The sequence below is a fragment of the Psychrobacillus psychrotolerans genome, from assembly GCF_900115805.1.
GTDB classification, from domain to species: Bacteria; Bacillota; Bacilli; order Bacillales_A; family Planococcaceae; genus Psychrobacillus; species Psychrobacillus psychrotolerans.
The window spans coordinates 1-15,631 of record NZ_FOXU01000001.1 but is presented as its reverse complement, the minus strand read 5'-3'; the positions used below and the strand labels follow the sequence as shown (position 1 = coordinate 15,631).

Genomic DNA, 15,631 nt, shown 5'->3' with positions numbered 1-15,631 from the left:
AAAAACTATTGCCTTATCAGATTACCATAAAATTCCGAAATATATTATTTAACTATTGACAATTTTAGCACTCTATTACGTGTGTATGAATAAAACAAATTACATTTAAAAACTTTGGATTAAATAGAGCTTTATCTCGTCTCCAAAATGTGGCAAGAGACTATCTAGCTCCCAATCTTCATCTACGAATGATTTGTATTTATCGGCGTTCGCTACTCCAATAAAATTTGTATCACCAAAACTCATACAAAACCTCATTTTCACTTCCCTTTGTCCAATATTTTTTTAAAATCATACCATTTTTTGAATAGAGCTCTTTGTACGGTGGGTAATAAGAAGAAAAGCAGTTAAAACCTGTTGCTACGAGTTTTCTGAAGAGCATTTAATTTCTTTATGTATTACAATCCTCTCGATTGTATACTTAAAAACTTCTGCGTTAGTATTTCTCAATTTTTATTGTTATATCTTCTTCGTTAATTGTTACGTTTTCTGTTTCAGAAACTTTCTTTATAGAATCTTCAACTATTTGTTGAATCAACGTATCATCAACTTTTACATCCTTCAGGAAACCTACTGATACAGAAAGTTCTTTAAGATTTCCTTCTAACATCATTGAATCCGCCTCAATTGCTGTTTGTTCTGCAATAGATATGGTTATTTCATCTTTTAATTCTGAAAGAAATATATTTTCTGATGATAAAATTTCCTCATTTTCCACATTTTTTGAATCATCTAAAACTTCCACTTCCGTCTCTCCATTACACCCAACTAATAAAATTGAACTAAATACAACTCCTGAAATTATAACTTGTTTAATCATTTCTAAATTCCCCTTTCAAAAACAAAATGCATAATCCACAACAATTCTCCATACGTCAGTTTGACAGTATATACTGGGAAAAGTTTAAAATTTAAACATTAACTACCCCTTTATTACACAAAAAGAAAAAGGCTTTAATCCTTCTTTGATAAAGCACCTTGTTAGTTGAATAAGCGCTATTAATTAGATACACTTTTTATTTTCCTCACTAACTTCTTGATTGCAATATTCATCATAGATCAGTTTCATTGCATCAATGATTATTTCATCTGCTAATTTCTCTTTATTTCGGTTTGGTAAATCCTTGGCCCCCAAAACAAATAATAATGGATTTTTAGAAAACTCACCCATTATCCCAATATCAACTACAACATTATCTAATCCACCAGTCATATGATTTAAGAATTGTCTTGGTATACCTTCTATATCACCTCGTTGCCTAACTAAACCATTAATAACTGGAGTCCATAGATCAGGATTAGTTTTGTACCCTTGATATATTAATCGTAATAGTTCAAACATCTCACTCAATTCACCATTGTTTTCTAAGGCACTGGGATTTCTAGTAATATTGATGTTTTTAAAATAGGATTTTACTTTTTGGTTAATCATCTCCCATCCACCGCTAAATTGAACAATTCTATCGGCGACAAAGCTATCATGACAGGCTACCATCACTTCTACCGCATCTCGGAGTGCCAAGTTTTCTCTATTTTGAAAATGAGGATACACTACCTGACTCTAATTCGATTATTTTTTCAAGAACTTTCTCCATTTCTGAACCCCACTTACAATCTTTTTCATTTTATTATTAGCCCTGTAAACTTGTTGTTCAACTAAGTTACAGGCAACCACTTGTTTAACTAAGCATCCATTAGTTAAATTAGCTTACATTTCTTTCCTAGAGAACCTATTATACTAATAATTCTGTTATCTTCCCATCTAGATTTTTAATCGCCAACATCGAATTATCCTGAATGATGCCTGTATCTACAAAACCAAATGAATCGTATAATCTTTTAGCTATGACATTATCTGTATGATAAAAGAGGTTTACATATTCTGCTTCCCCATATGGCATAGTTTCAATATCCATCAACATTTTTTCAAAAGCAAGCTTGCCATATCCTTTTCCTTGATGACTTTTATCAATCATATTATGCCAAATAAAATAACTCTTCTTACCATAAAAAACTTCATTTTCAAATGATTCATGATCCATCGTATCGTAAATAAACATCAAAAATCCAACTATGGTTTCATCAGCATAAATGGCTAGTGGAGTCGCTGGTATACCGTCTTCGTTCAACATATGAGCGTCTGCAAAGCATCTGAGGTTGGTAGTTTCTAATACAAATTCTTTCTGTTTTTCTCCAACTTCAAGTGCTATCACTTCATCTATGTTATCCCCGGTTATCTTTCGTAATTCAATCATTTTTTTATCTCCTCTCCTACGCGTTCAAGATCTCTTTCTCTTCAAAATTACTCATTTAATTAATCATTCGGCATCCTACTTAGGAATACCTGCTAGTTAAACTAATCTGCCCCTTTAATTCAATCAGAAAAAAGGCTTTACTCCTTCTTGAAGTAAAGCACTCCTTAGTTGAAAAAGGACTTACTCATTGCCGAAACTTCACCCATAATTCAATAAGAGCCTGTTACTCATGATATAAAGGATTAATCTACTTCTTTCCACACACGGATAACTATTTTGACGGCAAGATAGAAAAGTAGCAAACCTATTATATTTTCTATTTCATACTCTCCCGTAATTGCTGACAGTATCCACCACGAACCAATTAAAACAAATAGAAACAAAAAAAATGATTTCAATATATTCGGCTCCCTTTGATTGTACAATTTTACTTATTCTTGTTGAACTAACCTGCCGCGTTAGTTCAATAAAAAAAGCTACCATAACAGGCAGCCACTTGTTTAACTAAAGCACCCGTTAGTGAAAAAGTAGGAACTCTATTCTTGATTAAAGTGCCACAGCTTTTCTAAAGGAATATCGGAGTCTTTGAAACCGTATTTAGTTAACATAATTCGGTCTATCGCTTTTTCAGGGTTTTCTTGATACATCTTTATAATAACTTCACAATGTGCCAATGCTAAATGTTCTGTAAGCATTCGTGCAAATTCACCGAGTTTTTCTCTATGTTCATCTTTAACAGATTCATCAGAGAAATATACAGCTGAGACAAAGTTTGCACGTTGGTCATCATCTTCATAAATTAGCTCTGGCATTTCAAAATCTTCAAATGTTGCAGGTCGAAATTCATCTAATATGACTAAAGTATATTGTTGGTCCCTAATTCGAACATCCCACACTTCAAAGTCTCTTAATCTAATTTTACGTTCAAAATAATCAATCAAACTTATATGTCCCCTTTCAAATTTACATTTTCTTATTGAAGTAAAGCTACCCGTTAGTTTAAGTAGATTGTTGCTAAGAAACATTAATATCCAAAAGTTTCGCCTTCATTTAATTTCAAAATACGATTGTTAATCGAAACTTCATTATTGCTTTTCCATTCAACATTTACGTTTTCAGTTCTTTTTTCATAATAAATTCTCTTTTTAAACCAAAGTGGTCCATTCAATTCTCCTCTTACCCCAAATGTTCCCGCTGCTCCCGCATCCCAACGATAGAAATCTATGGTATAGCTATTATTTAGAGAACTCACCGTCTTTATAAGTTCATTTGATCCAAATGAAGAAAAAAAGAGTGTAAACAATAGTGCTAAAAAAAGTGCGATAGATAACAACGACGACAAGGTTACCGTTAACCAACTTCTTGTTTTTGTCCGCCAGCTTCTCTTATTTTTAAGACCTTTAATGCCTAAAATAAAGGCTAGTACACTAATTATAAAGAGAATGTAATTTGGTGGTGAAATTAACCAAGTGTTTTTAATATTGGAATATAATGAATAGAATGCTACTCCTAAACAAATAAGTATTAAATAAAATGCCCACAAGTTGTATCGTTTTTCCAGATTACTCATACTATCCCACCCCTCTAGTACATAACGTTCATTTCATTAGAAAAGTTTCGCAACATTCTTATTAAACTAAACTGCTGCGTTAGTTTAAGTGAAATGTTTCACAATCTCCTCTAACAAATGTTTTTGATTACCTATTTATAGGTCTTACTAAAATCAATTTCATTGTATTTTGATCCATTAGTTTAATAAGTTCAACAAAAAGAACGTTAATCCCTTTAATCAGAATCAACGTTCCTATTTATTGTTCATTCTCTCCAAACTCTTTTTAGTTCCACTCGTTCAAAAAACAGCTTTCTCTTCCTTTATTTCTCCTTTTTGGTCCATTTTCCGTCGTTTTTGCGTTAATCCTTCTTGTAGTAAATCCACCGTAGTTTAAAAACCTCTCTACTCTACATAAATAAAATTGCACTGACCTAAATGGAACAGAGCAACAATATCAGTCACGTAATCAATGATTCAAATGAAACCAAAGAGCCAATCACTGATTCAATACCGTAAAATGGCTAAATATAGGGGTTTTATTCCTGTCTCAAAAAGGGTAATCAGTGCCGGTGCCTAAATGATGCCATTCTAACTAAAACCACCACTACAAGGTGGGGGCACTACTTCGACACCAGTCGGGACCATCAAAAGAATAGTTAACAAATAAAAATCCCTGTCATATCAACTACTAAAGATGATACCGACAAGGATTTCCCTATTTTTAATGGTTGAGGTTTAGTGAGATTTAGACTTCAGCTGGTGGTGATGTAACACAAACGTGCTTCATATCCACCTTTAAGTACATTAATATTGATATATCAGCATTTGGGATGTTCAGCACCCAAATCAGCAAATCAATTCGCATACTAATTTTAGGAACAACATAAATTTATGTGGCATTGTTGAAACTAGTGCTAAAAGAGGAGCGAAATGGATAATTAATGTATTAACTTATTTCTTTAAGGGAAATAGGAAATTTATGTTAAAATATATTTGTAGTTCGAGAAAACAGCCATCCATAATTTGAAGTTAAGTAGTTATTTAATGGGTGATTTTAACATCTAAAGTTTAATGTGAGGTGAAGCATCGTTATGAAAATTACAAAAGGAGTTTTCATTGGTTTTATTTTTGGCTTTATATTCTCGCTTTTTATATCTTTGGTATTTATGATGTTTGCACAGGCAATGGCTGGTGGAATTATGTCTTTAACAGGCGAGAGTTGGTTATATTATGCAACAGTTGTTCCATTTATAGTAACCTTTATGATATTGGGAGCATACTTCGCCAAAAGAGAAACTGTTTCAAACAAAAAACTTTGGTTAATAAGTCTGCTATCTGCTTTTTTTGTAACTTTATACAGTGGAACAATTGGCGCTTTGTTCGGAGAATGGGTTGTAAGGGGAGGAAGTTTTATTACTCCTATTGAGGGTGGATATACAAGCGTGAATTTTGAGGGTACTTGGTTTTGGGGGTTAGTATATGCATTCGTTTTACTTCCATTAACCACACCAGTAGCACGATTGTTAATCCAAAGCTTCTTAGAATTGCTCAAAAAAATGAAGCTTAATTAATAGTTTGTCAGTTATATTCTGTTTTTTATTGTACTGACGAAGGCTTTAGATGAAAAAAGGTAGTAAATATACGAAAAACGCTCAGATATAACTTCTGAGCGTTTTTGCTTTCTATTTATATTGCTAATTTACTGTTAATGGGCTTGTTATTTAGATTGCTTTTAGGTTTTTTCTCCCCATCAACCGAACCCGTTACTTGTATCTAACTGTCTTTTATTGTGTTGTACTTTTTTTATCATTACATACAAAACAGTTACGAAAAATGGTACAGATAGAATATAACTACTGACGATTGGAAATGTTAAATATGTAGAAATACCATATTCTCCCCATTCCAATGCTACCCTTCCTATTAGACCAGCACTATTTATAAGTAATACAGAAATAAATACTTTAATCCATTTTTGATAAAGCCCGATATAAATGCTACTAACATAGAAGCACACAATTATATATATAGAAAAAAAATACAGTGAAAAACCTTCTGTCATTGGGATGACTAATGGAAAGAAAGCTGCACCAAATGCAAATAGCACGACGGAATTAAACAGGAGAAAATGTGTTTTATTCTTCTGAATTTGTTCGTAGACCTCTTTAGTAATCATATTTCTACCTCCCTTTTAATAATAATTCTGTCTCTGAACTTGGAATAATCTGCGCTATAACAAATACTTCCGTATTTCCCCAAAAACACCTACTTATAGTTCAATAAGAAAAAAGGCTCTACTCCTTCTTGAAGTAAAGTGCCCGTTAGAGATGTAATTACTTGTTAGGGTTTAATATAGGTGTATTTTTCTCCCAATCTCCGCCACCAATTTGTTCCCAGTATTCGCCTGTTTGTTTATCAAAAATTCTAAAATAGTCAGTAACTATCATTATATGTTCGTAACGGTTTTCGTTTTGTACTTTTTCATTTTGACTTTCAACAATTTCACTATTATTAGTCTTCAAAGCCTCAGATATGAACCAAGAACTAATAACAATACATATACCTAAAAAGATAATCGAAAATGCCTGTAAACTCTTATTCATTCAACTTTTCCCCCTTTAGACCTTCTATATTTCACCTCAAATATCTAGTCCTTTCTTAAACTAAACTGCTGCGTTCCTTTAATACGATTGAAACGATTAGAGGTTCCATTTTATAGCGAATTTCTGTTATTCTATAGTTTTCAATAGCTTCATCACCAGGATATCTTGATAAATACCAATGGAAATAATTTATTACCTCGATTGAAACTAATTCACCCCTACAACTTTTCTTCTATATGATTTAATTGTTCCTTTTACTTTTAAAAAAACCCCAAACGATTAATCGATTTATGATGAAAATCGAGGTAATTCCGAAAATCAGAATGGTCCAGATAATATCAATTATATTTAATCTTGAATGCAAATGAATATCTTCCTTCTACATGTCCTAATTTTAGAAAATACTAAAAAACTAAAATACTCAGCAGCCTGGTTCATAAGAATATAAATAAAAAGTGTTCCAACGTTAGCAATAGTTGGGACACTTTTATTTAGTATATTATTATTCAGTTGCCTCTTCATGAGAGCGTTTATTTCCCTTATAGATAAAATATAAGGCAATAATCATAAACAGTAAAGCTAACAAACGTTTCATATCAAGTGTAATGATTAAACTGTTAAACCAACCAAAATGGTCAATTACAACCCCAATCATTAGTTGTCCTGTGATAACAGTAATACTGGTTGCAATAACTCCTATTTTTTGAACTGCAAAGACATTAAACAAAAGAAATAATACTCCTAAAAATACCGCACTTAATTGCCAAACAGGTGCTTTGAAGATGGCAAATATATCTCCTTGTCCAAAGAAGAGAATAAGGATAGCTAAAAACATAGAACCAGTTAAAAAGGTTAGGAAAGTTGTTTCAATTGTTCCTGCTTTCCGGCTAAATGTACCATTTATAGCTGATTGTGCACTCAATGTAATCCCACCAAGTAAAGTAAAAAGAATCATAAATATACTCAATTTTTAAGCCTCCTAGTTAACTAAAATAAGCGCGATAACCATTGATATCACAGCAAATATTTTTTCCTTATTAATTTTGGCTTTCTTACTTCCGAGCCAACCATAATGCTCAATAACCATACTCATTAATAATTGACCTAGAATAACGGCAACCATCGTTATTCCAACTCCAACAAACGGAACACTAATGACAATAGCTGTTAAATATACGACTCCTAATGCACCACCTAGTAGAGTCCATTTTGGCGCTTCAACTACATGTGAAATTTTACCTTTACCAAAAAATATCCATAGTAGACCAAGAATAATCGAACCCATAAAAAAATTATAAAAACTGGTTTCTAGCTTCCCTATGTTTTTACCTAGCTCAGCATAAATAGCACCTTCAAAGCTAAGGGCTACTCCTGCAAATAACGCAAATATATATGCAATATAACGCATATTTTAACTCCTCCGAACGTTTCGTTGTATTTAGATATCTAGAATTATCGATATTAAAAAGAAAAAAATAACGAAAATCAGATTAACTTAGATTTCCGTTCTAAAATATTCAGCTAACTGACGAATGCCTTCTTCGTCTCTTCTATAATAAGTCCACTGACCATAACGAACAGATTCCAGCAAACCTACTTTCTGCATTAAGTTTAAGTAGTGAGATACCGTAGATTGAGAAACTTTGGCTTTTTCTTGTATGTCCCCTACACATACTCCGCCTTTAAAGCTAACCTCCTTTGGTATGTGAGCGCCTTGTTTAGGGAAATGCTTCTCTGGTTCTTTTAACCACTGTAAAATATTGAGACGTGTTTCGTTAGATAAAGCTTTAAATACATCAATATAATCCATAAGAAATAGTATATCGACTTTTCTCGATATGTCAAATCACTATCCAAAAATAAAAATAGGAAAATTTAGCATGGAAATACTGATCCAAGCTTATTTTCCTATATTATAACTCTTATTAACTTTAACGTACTGTTTGTATTTCTCAGTTATTATAAATCTGTTTTTTCTACATTTCTAATAGATAGCCAACCTATAATTATTCCTAACAAAGCTAGTGAAATGGAAACTGTCATGACTGAAGAGAATGTGAAGTTATTACTTACCGAACTTGTCAATGTCACTAAAAATATGGAAGAGACTATTGTGGCTGATGAAGATTTTCGCAACATCCCAATTAGTAATGGGATAAGACTTAAGCCTGCAGCAGCGAAAGCGATGAAAAAGCTTTTCCACACGCTATTAATGAGCTCTTGTATACTAATATCTCCTGGCAAAATATCAAAAGTGACATCCATTATATAGACAAGTCCATTCAAAAATAGTGTCGAAAACAATACGGTCATAAAGGTAAACACCATTACAATTATTAGTTTTGCGGACATAATTTTCTTTCTGCTAATAGGATACGTAAACATTAAGTCGATTGATTTATTTTTGTATTCATCAATTACTAACTTTGCAAGGATTACCGATGCGAAAATGATGAAAGTTGCACTTACAACTGCAGAAATAATAGTTGAAGCCATTTCAAAATTTTCAAAAGGTATTTCTTCTTCGACCTTATTCAAAAAATAAACCATACCGATAAATATAACGAACCCCAGATTAGCTCCGAGCACACCTTTCCAATATTTTATCAATTTGAACTTCTTTATCTCCAAGTTAATAAGTTTAATCATGGGTTACGCCTCCATTGATCAGCTTTAAAAAATAGTCTTCTAACGTATTGTCTTTTTTGTTAATAGATTCTACTAATACACCACTTAACACGAGTTTTTTGGCTATTTCACCTGGGTGTATTTCTAAGTTGTAAATACGTATTGTGGAATCATCTAGTACTTTGAAGTTAGAAATACTCAGATTTTCATTGATTACAAATGCAGCCTTTTTAACATCATTAGTTTTTAGCTCAATATACTCGGTATTTTGAAGTCTAATCTGATCCATTGATACTTCCTCTATAAGCTTTCCATTTTTAATCACCCCTATTGTATTGGCAATCTGCTCAATCTCCCCTAGGATGTGACTGGATATTAACAATGTCATTCCATAATCCTTACTTAACATTTGAAAAAGGTTTCGAAATTCCTTAATACCTTCCGGATCTAGTCCATTTATAGGCTCATCTAAAATTAGAATTTCAGGTTTCGTTACAATAGCTCGAGCTACTCCAAGTCGCTGCTTCATACCTAACGAAAAATCCTTTACGGCCTTTCCTTCATACTCTTTCAACTTCACTAAATCTAAAGCCGACTTAATGGCATTTTTGTTATAGTAGCCCATATATTCACAGTGTAGCTCTAAATTTTCAACGGCTGTTAACTGATCATAAAAAATAGGATACTCAATAATACTTCCCATTCGTTTTAGTATCTCATAAGATGATGATGTCAATTTTTCATCAAAAATGACTACCTCGCCACTAGTTGGTTTGATCAAATTCATAATCATTCGCATGATGCTCGTTTTACCAGCACCGTTGGGACCTAAGAAGCCATAAATTTCTCCCTTTTTTACATGCAGATTCACATTGGAAACGACTGCTTTGCCTTGAAAATCTTTTGTTAGATGATTTGTTTGAATAATATAGGTCATGTTTCCCCTCCTTCTCTTATTTTCTATTGTAAACATGGAAAATCTCTTTTTTCTTACTCGTTTCTTACAAAAATCTTAAGTTGCTATGTACGGATTCAAACAACCTATTAAAAAGACAATCGTTTTAATTGGATAGTAAAGGTTGTCTGTTGAAATGGGATACTTTTTACAGATATAGTTCCGTTCATTTGTTCCACTAATCTTTTTGTAATCGTCAATCCTATTCCACTACCCTGATAGAGTTTATTTCTAGAATCCTCCATTGTATAAAGCCTTTCAAAGACACGATCTTTATCGTGCTCGCTAATCCCTTTTCCTTTATCAGAGACTTCTATGTATGCACAATCATCTAAACTTGTAAGTTTAAGACCTATCATCTTACCTTCTGCTCCGTAATTAATCGAATTTGAAATTAAGTTATTAAGTATACGTTCAATCGCTTCTATATTTCCCCAGACATACGTTGACTCTTCAGGGATTTGAACAGACACTTCGAATTCTTTTGTGGTAAGTATTTCATAGTATTCTAGTATTACTTTCCGACAAACCTCATTTAAATCAATTTTGGAGTTTTCATAGTTACTGTCCTCAGATTCAATTTTAACAAGTTCAAAAAAACGAGAAATTAAATCGAGTACTTCCACTGTTTTCAAATTAATTGTTTGGAGTAAGGAATTCATTTTTACAGGACTAATTGTTTTATCATTTAATATAATTTCTATATAACCAAGAATAACTGTTAGAGGAGTTTTTAAATCATGAGAAACGTTTGAGAGCATCTTTCTCATCGATCTTTCTACCCCATGAAAATCCGCGACTGTTTTCTGATTATGTTCTAATAGGCTATTTATTTGTATTAATAGAGATTGGATCTGTTTATCACTCGTGTATAGCATCAGTTTTTCATCGGTTTTGTCAGAAGTAATTTTTTGTAGCTTCTTTTCCATGTAAATGATGTCATTCTTCTTTTTTGAGCGACTTCGCAGGAAGTATATATTAAAAAATATAGAAATTGCTAATAATATTAGTATTAAATAAGTCATGTTACCTCCCCTAATTTATAACCAATCCCCCATAATGTCTTGATATATTTGGGCTTAGAAGGTTCATCTTCAATTTTTTCTCTAAGGCGTCTTATATGTACATTGATAATATTTTCATCACCGTAATAGTCATCTTGCCAAACTAGGCTATAAACTTGAGCTTTAGTAAAAACTTGGTTAGGTTTGCTTATAAACAGTTTTAAAATACTAAACTCTTTTAAAGTTAGCTTTAAATCGACATTATTTTTTTTCACAGAAAAGTTATTCATATCAACGGTCAAATCGCCAATTGTAATTATTTCATTGCTAGATTCATTATTTAGATCAGTAATTTTCGTATAGTGAGCTTGTCTTCTAATAATCGCATTGACCCTTGCAACTAACTCAATGATGGAAAACGGTTTTGATATATAATCATCTGCACCAAATCCAAGTCCGAGTGCTTTGTCTACATCCTCGCCCTTTGCAGACATGATTAGAATGGGAACCATACTCTTCGTTCTAATGATTTTCAAACATTCCATTCCATCTATTTTAGGGAGCATCAGATCAAGTATAATTAGAACAAAGTTGTGCGAATCTGATACTTTTAATGCTTCTTCTCCATCAAAAACTGCAGTTACGTTGTAGCCTTGTTTTGTTAAAGTCTCATTAATCATATTGCTGATATAATGATCGTCCTCTACTATCAAAATATTATTATTCAAAAAATACCATCCCCATCGTATATATTTTTTACTATTTACAGAATACCAAATATCGAGTAAATTACTTCCCTTATAGAACAAGAACTACATTAATTATTACATAAAATGCTGTTGCACTTAATAGTACAAATACTAGCTGCAAACGACCGAATGCTTTTATGGTACTTTCATTTTTCATCTTCCCAACTAAATGAGCAACTTTTAAATGGAATGGAATAAAATATAAGGAAAAAAATAAACCTACTGAAATCGATATACAAACAATATGAATGAAAACAGGAATATTAAACTTAGAAAGTATATTCCCAATTACAAAAACAGGAATTCCTACCCAAAATCCCAATGTGACCACCAACAAAGCTATAGATATGATTAGTAACATAAAGTTTTTCTTTATAATAAGTCTGAATGCTTTATTATACGTTGTCATTATTAATCCCTCCCACCGTATACTTTCTAAGTCCATAACTTAAGGGGAACTCTTCCTCAATAAATAAGCGTATTAGAGTTGTCTTCTCTAATACGCACGATTACATTATTTAATCATTATAGATAATATTCTACAAATTATTTCATATTCCTTTAACCTCTAATAAATAGCTGAAAAACTGCCATTAAATTCAAAAAAATTATTCATTGTTTACCCTTATTCCAATTATAAGGTTTTTTCGACCACTCATAAATCATTAAAATCAGAAAAATAATAATACAAATCATAATATTATCTATCCATCTAATTTCACCATTTACAACTAATTGCCAAAGAGTAGATACTACAAAATACATTAAAGAGTATTCAATACTTTTCTTAAACATAAAGCCACCGCCTATTAGTCTTTTCTTGAGTCTCCTTCTTGAGCTGAAATCTCAACAGCCCTTTTTAATTTCCCCTTGTTCTTTGCGAGTCCTTCTATATATCTACTTAGATTATCGATAATGAAAAAGATTGTTGCGTAAACAAACGAGATAAGTATAGCAATAAACAAAACTCCTGTAGCTGTTAAAGAAAAAACGAAAGCACAAAGTATGGCACATCCTAAATGTATTAAATAAGACAAACCAATATTTTTACTAAAGTTAATTGAGTCGAATGCTAATGAAGAAAGTATACCCACCACGAAAAGTATCGGTACTGTAATAATGCTCACAGACAATCCTATAACAAAATAAGATTCAGAAGAATAATCGAAAAAGAGCGGCACAATGAAATAGCAAATTACCGAAGTAAAAAATGCAGCAAATAATTTTCGGTCAAGCATATTCACACCACTCACTTTCTACTCTTTTCCTTTAAAAAAGATAATCCAAAGGGTTTTCGATCTTAAAAGCTTCACTTTCTTCCAGGAACTTTGTAATGATAGAGCTATGAGAACTACCAACAATCAATAGTATCCTATCGTCTTCTGAACTTACTAATCTAGTTAAATTAGAATAAATAATTAAGTTTCGTTTGTACCACCAACTCAACCATTCCATACCAATATAATTATCGAAGTCTCCTATACGTGACATATTTAAATATACCTTATGTAATTGATTTAACCAGGTAGGTTCATTGAGTTCTCTATAATAATCCAAGACACTTTTATTAGTCGTAAATTCCGGAAAATATAACCCTTCAAATATTTCCTTGTAAAGTTCGGGTTGGTTTTCATTTAACCACTTCTCCATTTCAACATAACTCAGATCAGCTTTACCCATCCAATCTACTGCATAGAGCTGTTCATGCGCAAATCTTGTAGCTATGCGAAAGCCCACTTGGTATATCTCGTTCATCTCTAGGTTATAATTCCCAAATCTGTACTGTTTATATTTAATATTTAAACTATCGTTCATATCGGCTACCATTTCAACTGCTATTTTAGTTGGTTTGAACTTCACTACTTGATTGATTAGTTCTTCCATTTCCTCTTGTCGTTTATGTGAATGTAGTTCTTCGTATTCACTCATATGAAAAGTTCCAAGCACTAAAACACTTGGCTTATTCTCTTTCACTAATACCACTCCTTTTTGGTTAGGATATTACTTATTAATGTATGTAAAGCAAACTAATCGTTTTTGGGTAAGTTATAAGGTACTGCCATCTCTATAATTTTTTTAATATGGTCTTCATTTTCTTCGATATTAACTTGATTACTTAGATATTTATTTAGTCGAAGGATTTCTGGAACCATACTAACCATTGTTTTCATAATTTGATCCGGATAACGCCCACAATCCCAGTTTTCTAAAAGAGCTAACTGTTTTTCATTTAATTTACTTCTTTTCCCCTCTATTTTTGACCAAACACCGTATGCACTATCTAAATGTTCCTCCATCTCCAAATACCATCCATAAACAACTAGCCATCGTACTCTATCTAAATTAGATAAAGCGTAATATATTTCTCCCCTCATTACCGATCTGTATATTTCATGTATGAAAGCAAGAAGTTTTCCTCTCCACAAAATAACTTCGTCAGATGACGGTTTATATACCTCGTATGATGATTCCTTGATGGTTTTGTTAATAATATTATTTGGATCATAGAGAACTTTATATCCTTTTAACCAGATGGAAGCTACAACTTCTGCAGGCGAATGATACCAGCTATCTACTTTTATAAAGGAATCATAATGAGTAACTACTACCGGCGAAGAAGGATTAAAGTCTTCATAAAACAGCACTTCCCCCCATTTTTTTGCTCTATGACGTTTATCCTTTATATAATCGGCTTTCCTCTCAGGGGTAACTATTATATGTATATCAATATCGGAATAATTATCATAGTTTCGCCTAGCCAAAGAACCCGCTAGATAAATAGCCAGCACATTAGTATCTGATATTAAATCTTTTAAAGCATTTGCCATGAGGCTATCACGATGTCTTGGCAATGATAAATCTCTAGCTAAATGTCTACTTATAAATTCCATCACTAATAAACAGCTCCTATTCCCCTATAAAATATTCAATATATTTAATATTATAAAAATTCATAAAAACAAAAAAATATTATTCAAATAAGCAGCTACTTTGGTTGAACAGAGCCGAGAAATGTATTAATAGCTCAATATGTAGACAATAAATCATTTCCTTTTAGGTTTTCACAACTCTAAATTTATTATGTATTATTCTCATATTTAGCGAAATATGGTATTAATAATGAGCATGCAAAACTAATGCAAATACCTATTAAAACATTTATATATTCATTTTCAGAGGGCGACAAAATTAGACCGAAAATTGGTATTGGAAGTACCATAAAAGATGCTAGAAATCTTGAGGAAAAAGATATCGTATGAGCAGTCCCACATTGTTCACATTGAATTGGCTTGTAAAACCACATGATAGATTTGTAAATTTTGCCCCATTTAAACGGAAAGTTGCAGTTATTACACTTTTGCATAATATAATTCCTTTCTATTATCAACCTATTTTACTCTAGAGTTCCTTAATCAACTTCTTTCTTTTGGTTATCACGGTAAAAATCACGCCTTATCCATCAAAAAATCAGAATTCAATTACATATTACTTATTTCAACACACTTTCAATAATACCTCTTTTAAATGAGCTAATTCATTAGTCCCTTAAGAGTTAGCCATATTCAAACAATATGGGTGTTATACAGTAAAATCATCTATGATTTCAACCACTTCTATTTCTCCGTCTATTAAGAGTTCTGGTAACTCATTGTTCATATTTCCCCTCCAATATTCTCTTTGAACTGCCCCGTAAATGTTAGACACCAACTAACATTTACGGGGTGTTTTTATGTCTAAATATACATTAGAAGTTAAATTACAAGCCGTAAAACGCTATTTAACTGGAAATGAAAGCTATCAAACTATTGCAGAAAGCATTGGCGTAGCTAAATCTCAAGTCATTACTTGGGTGAAATTATTTGAAGTACAGGGTGAAAAAGGGTT

Annotated in this window: 23 protein-coding genes and 1 pseudogene; 2 read left to right on the top strand and 22 right to left on the bottom strand. The window is 32.1% G+C overall.

Going from position 1 to position 15,631, the window contains the following annotated elements:
- Window positions 1–105: 105 nt before the first annotated feature.
- The 7 genes from BM260_RS18260 to BM260_RS00090 all read right to left on the bottom strand — a co-directional run bounded on the left by BM260_RS18260 (window position 106) and on the right by BM260_RS00090 (window position 3,825).
- A complete protein-coding gene (locus BM260_RS18260; protein WP_175496128.1) occupies window positions 106–246 on the bottom strand; it encodes a hypothetical protein in 141 nt (46 codons plus the stop codon).
- Window positions 247–436: 190 nt separating this feature from the next.
- On the bottom strand, window positions 437–820 hold the full coding sequence (locus BM260_RS00110; RefSeq protein WP_245762592.1) for a topoisomerase: 384 nt from the start codon (window positions 818–820) through the stop codon (window positions 437–439).
- A gap of 183 nt (window positions 821–1,003) precedes the next feature.
- Complete coding sequence (locus BM260_RS00105) at window positions 1,004–1,552, bottom strand: serine hydrolase (protein WP_093533799.1); 549 nt, start codon at window positions 1,550–1,552, stop codon at window positions 1,004–1,006.
- Window positions 1,553–1,733: 181 nt separating this feature from the next.
- On the bottom strand, window positions 1,734–2,255 hold the full coding sequence (locus tag BM260_RS00100; RefSeq protein WP_093533797.1) for a GNAT family N-acetyltransferase: 522 nt from the start codon (window positions 2,253–2,255) through the stop codon (window positions 1,734–1,736).
- A gap of 242 nt (window positions 2,256–2,497) precedes the next feature.
- Window positions 2,498–2,653, bottom strand: coding sequence for a hypothetical protein (locus BM260_RS18255; protein WP_175496130.1), 156 nt, complete (start codon window positions 2,651–2,653; stop codon window positions 2,498–2,500).
- Between the two features lie 138 nt (window positions 2,654–2,791).
- Complete coding sequence (locus tag BM260_RS00095) at window positions 2,792–3,196, bottom strand: hypothetical protein (RefSeq protein ID WP_093533795.1); 405 nt, start codon at window positions 3,194–3,196, stop codon at window positions 2,792–2,794.
- An 83-nt stretch (window positions 3,197–3,279) separates the two neighbouring features.
- Complete coding sequence (locus BM260_RS00090; protein ID WP_245762591.1) at window positions 3,280–3,825, bottom strand: DUF5412 family protein; 546 nt, start codon at window positions 3,823–3,825, stop codon at window positions 3,280–3,282.
- A 1,073-nt stretch (window positions 3,826–4,898) separates the two neighbouring features.
- Here BM260_RS00090 and BM260_RS00085 point away from each other — a divergent pair.
- A complete protein-coding gene (locus tag BM260_RS00085; RefSeq protein ID WP_093533793.1) occupies window positions 4,899–5,378 on the top strand; it encodes a hypothetical protein in 480 nt (159 codons plus the stop codon).
- A gap of 179 nt (window positions 5,379–5,557) precedes the next feature.
- Here BM260_RS00085 and BM260_RS00080 read toward each other — a convergent pair whose 3' ends face one another.
- The 15 genes and pseudogenes from BM260_RS00080 to BM260_RS18135 form a co-directional block, all read right to left on the bottom strand.
- Window positions 5,558–5,983, bottom strand: a complete 426-nt coding sequence (locus BM260_RS00080) for a hypothetical protein (RefSeq protein WP_093533791.1) — start codon at window positions 5,981–5,983, stop codon at window positions 5,558–5,560.
- A gap of 157 nt (window positions 5,984–6,140) precedes the next feature.
- On the bottom strand, window positions 6,141–6,410 hold the full coding sequence (locus BM260_RS00075) for a hypothetical protein (RefSeq protein ID WP_093533789.1): 270 nt from the start codon (window positions 6,408–6,410) through the stop codon (window positions 6,141–6,143).
- A 502-nt stretch (window positions 6,411–6,912) separates the two neighbouring features.
- Window positions 6,913–7,377 carry a DMT family transporter gene (locus BM260_RS00070; protein WP_093533787.1) on the bottom strand — a complete coding sequence of 155 codons (465 nt, stop codon included), beginning with the start codon at window positions 7,375–7,377 and terminating at the stop codon, window positions 6,913–6,915.
- Window positions 7,378–7,389: 12 nt separating this feature from the next.
- Window positions 7,390–7,818 (bottom strand): DMT family transporter, encoded by a 429-nt coding sequence (locus tag BM260_RS00065; RefSeq protein ID WP_093533785.1) that lies wholly within the window; start codon window positions 7,816–7,818, stop codon window positions 7,390–7,392.
- An 87-nt stretch (window positions 7,819–7,905) separates the two neighbouring features.
- Complete coding sequence (locus BM260_RS00060) at window positions 7,906–8,220, bottom strand: ArsR/SmtB family transcription factor (protein WP_093533782.1); 315 nt, start codon at window positions 8,218–8,220, stop codon at window positions 7,906–7,908.
- Between the two features lie 149 nt (window positions 8,221–8,369).
- Complete coding sequence (locus BM260_RS00055) at window positions 8,370–9,059, bottom strand: ABC transporter permease (protein ID WP_093533780.1); 690 nt, start codon at window positions 9,057–9,059, stop codon at window positions 8,370–8,372.
- A complete protein-coding gene (locus tag BM260_RS00050; RefSeq protein ID WP_093533778.1) occupies window positions 9,052–9,975 on the bottom strand; it encodes an ABC transporter ATP-binding protein in 924 nt (307 codons plus the stop codon). The genes BM260_RS00055 and BM260_RS00050 overlap by 8 nt, the downstream gene beginning before the upstream one ends.
- A 107-nt stretch (window positions 9,976–10,082) precedes the next feature.
- Window positions 10,083–11,018 carry a sensor histidine kinase gene (locus tag BM260_RS00045; RefSeq protein ID WP_093533776.1) on the bottom strand — a complete coding sequence of 312 codons (936 nt, stop codon included), beginning with the start codon at window positions 11,016–11,018 and terminating at the stop codon, window positions 10,083–10,085.
- Complete coding sequence (locus BM260_RS00040; protein WP_093533774.1) at window positions 11,015–11,725, bottom strand: response regulator transcription factor; 711 nt, start codon at window positions 11,723–11,725, stop codon at window positions 11,015–11,017. Before BM260_RS00040 ends, BM260_RS00045 begins: the two co-directional genes overlap by 4 nt.
- Window positions 11,726–11,795: 70 nt before the next feature.
- Window positions 11,796–12,155, bottom strand: a complete 360-nt coding sequence (locus tag BM260_RS00035) for a hypothetical protein (protein ID WP_093533772.1) — start codon at window positions 12,153–12,155, stop codon at window positions 11,796–11,798.
- A 400-nt stretch (window positions 12,156–12,555) separates the two neighbouring features.
- Entirely contained in the window at window positions 12,556–12,999 is a 444-nt protein-coding gene (locus tag BM260_RS00025; RefSeq protein WP_093533768.1) for a hypothetical protein, read from the bottom strand.
- 16 nt (window positions 13,000–13,015) lie between these two features.
- The gene (locus BM260_RS00020; protein ID WP_175496129.1) at window positions 13,016–13,720 is read right to left on the bottom strand and encodes a DUF5694 domain-containing protein; all 705 of its coding nucleotides are present in this window, start codon (window positions 13,718–13,720) and stop codon (window positions 13,016–13,018) included.
- A 53-nt stretch (window positions 13,721–13,773) separates the two neighbouring features.
- On the bottom strand, window positions 13,774–14,637 hold the full coding sequence (locus BM260_RS00015) for a nucleotidyltransferase domain-containing protein (protein ID WP_093535623.1): 864 nt from the start codon (window positions 14,635–14,637) through the stop codon (window positions 13,774–13,776).
- A 188-nt stretch (window positions 14,638–14,825) separates the two neighbouring features.
- Window positions 14,826–15,110 carry a TIGR04104 family putative zinc finger protein gene (locus BM260_RS18885; protein WP_093533766.1) on the bottom strand — a complete coding sequence of 95 codons (285 nt, stop codon included), beginning with the start codon at window positions 15,108–15,110 and terminating at the stop codon, window positions 14,826–14,828.
- A 215-nt stretch (window positions 15,111–15,325) separates the two neighbouring features.
- Window positions 15,326–15,424: pseudogene (locus BM260_RS18135) on the bottom strand (DUF2441 domain-containing protein); the annotation flags it as partial.
- 52 nt (window positions 15,425–15,476) lie between these two features.
- On the opposite strand from BM260_RS18135, the gene BM260_RS18880 reads away from it, so the two are divergent.
- Window positions 15,477–15,631: transposase (locus BM260_RS18880; RefSeq protein ID WP_139219875.1), on the top strand; the 155-nt coding region annotated here is incomplete at its 3' end.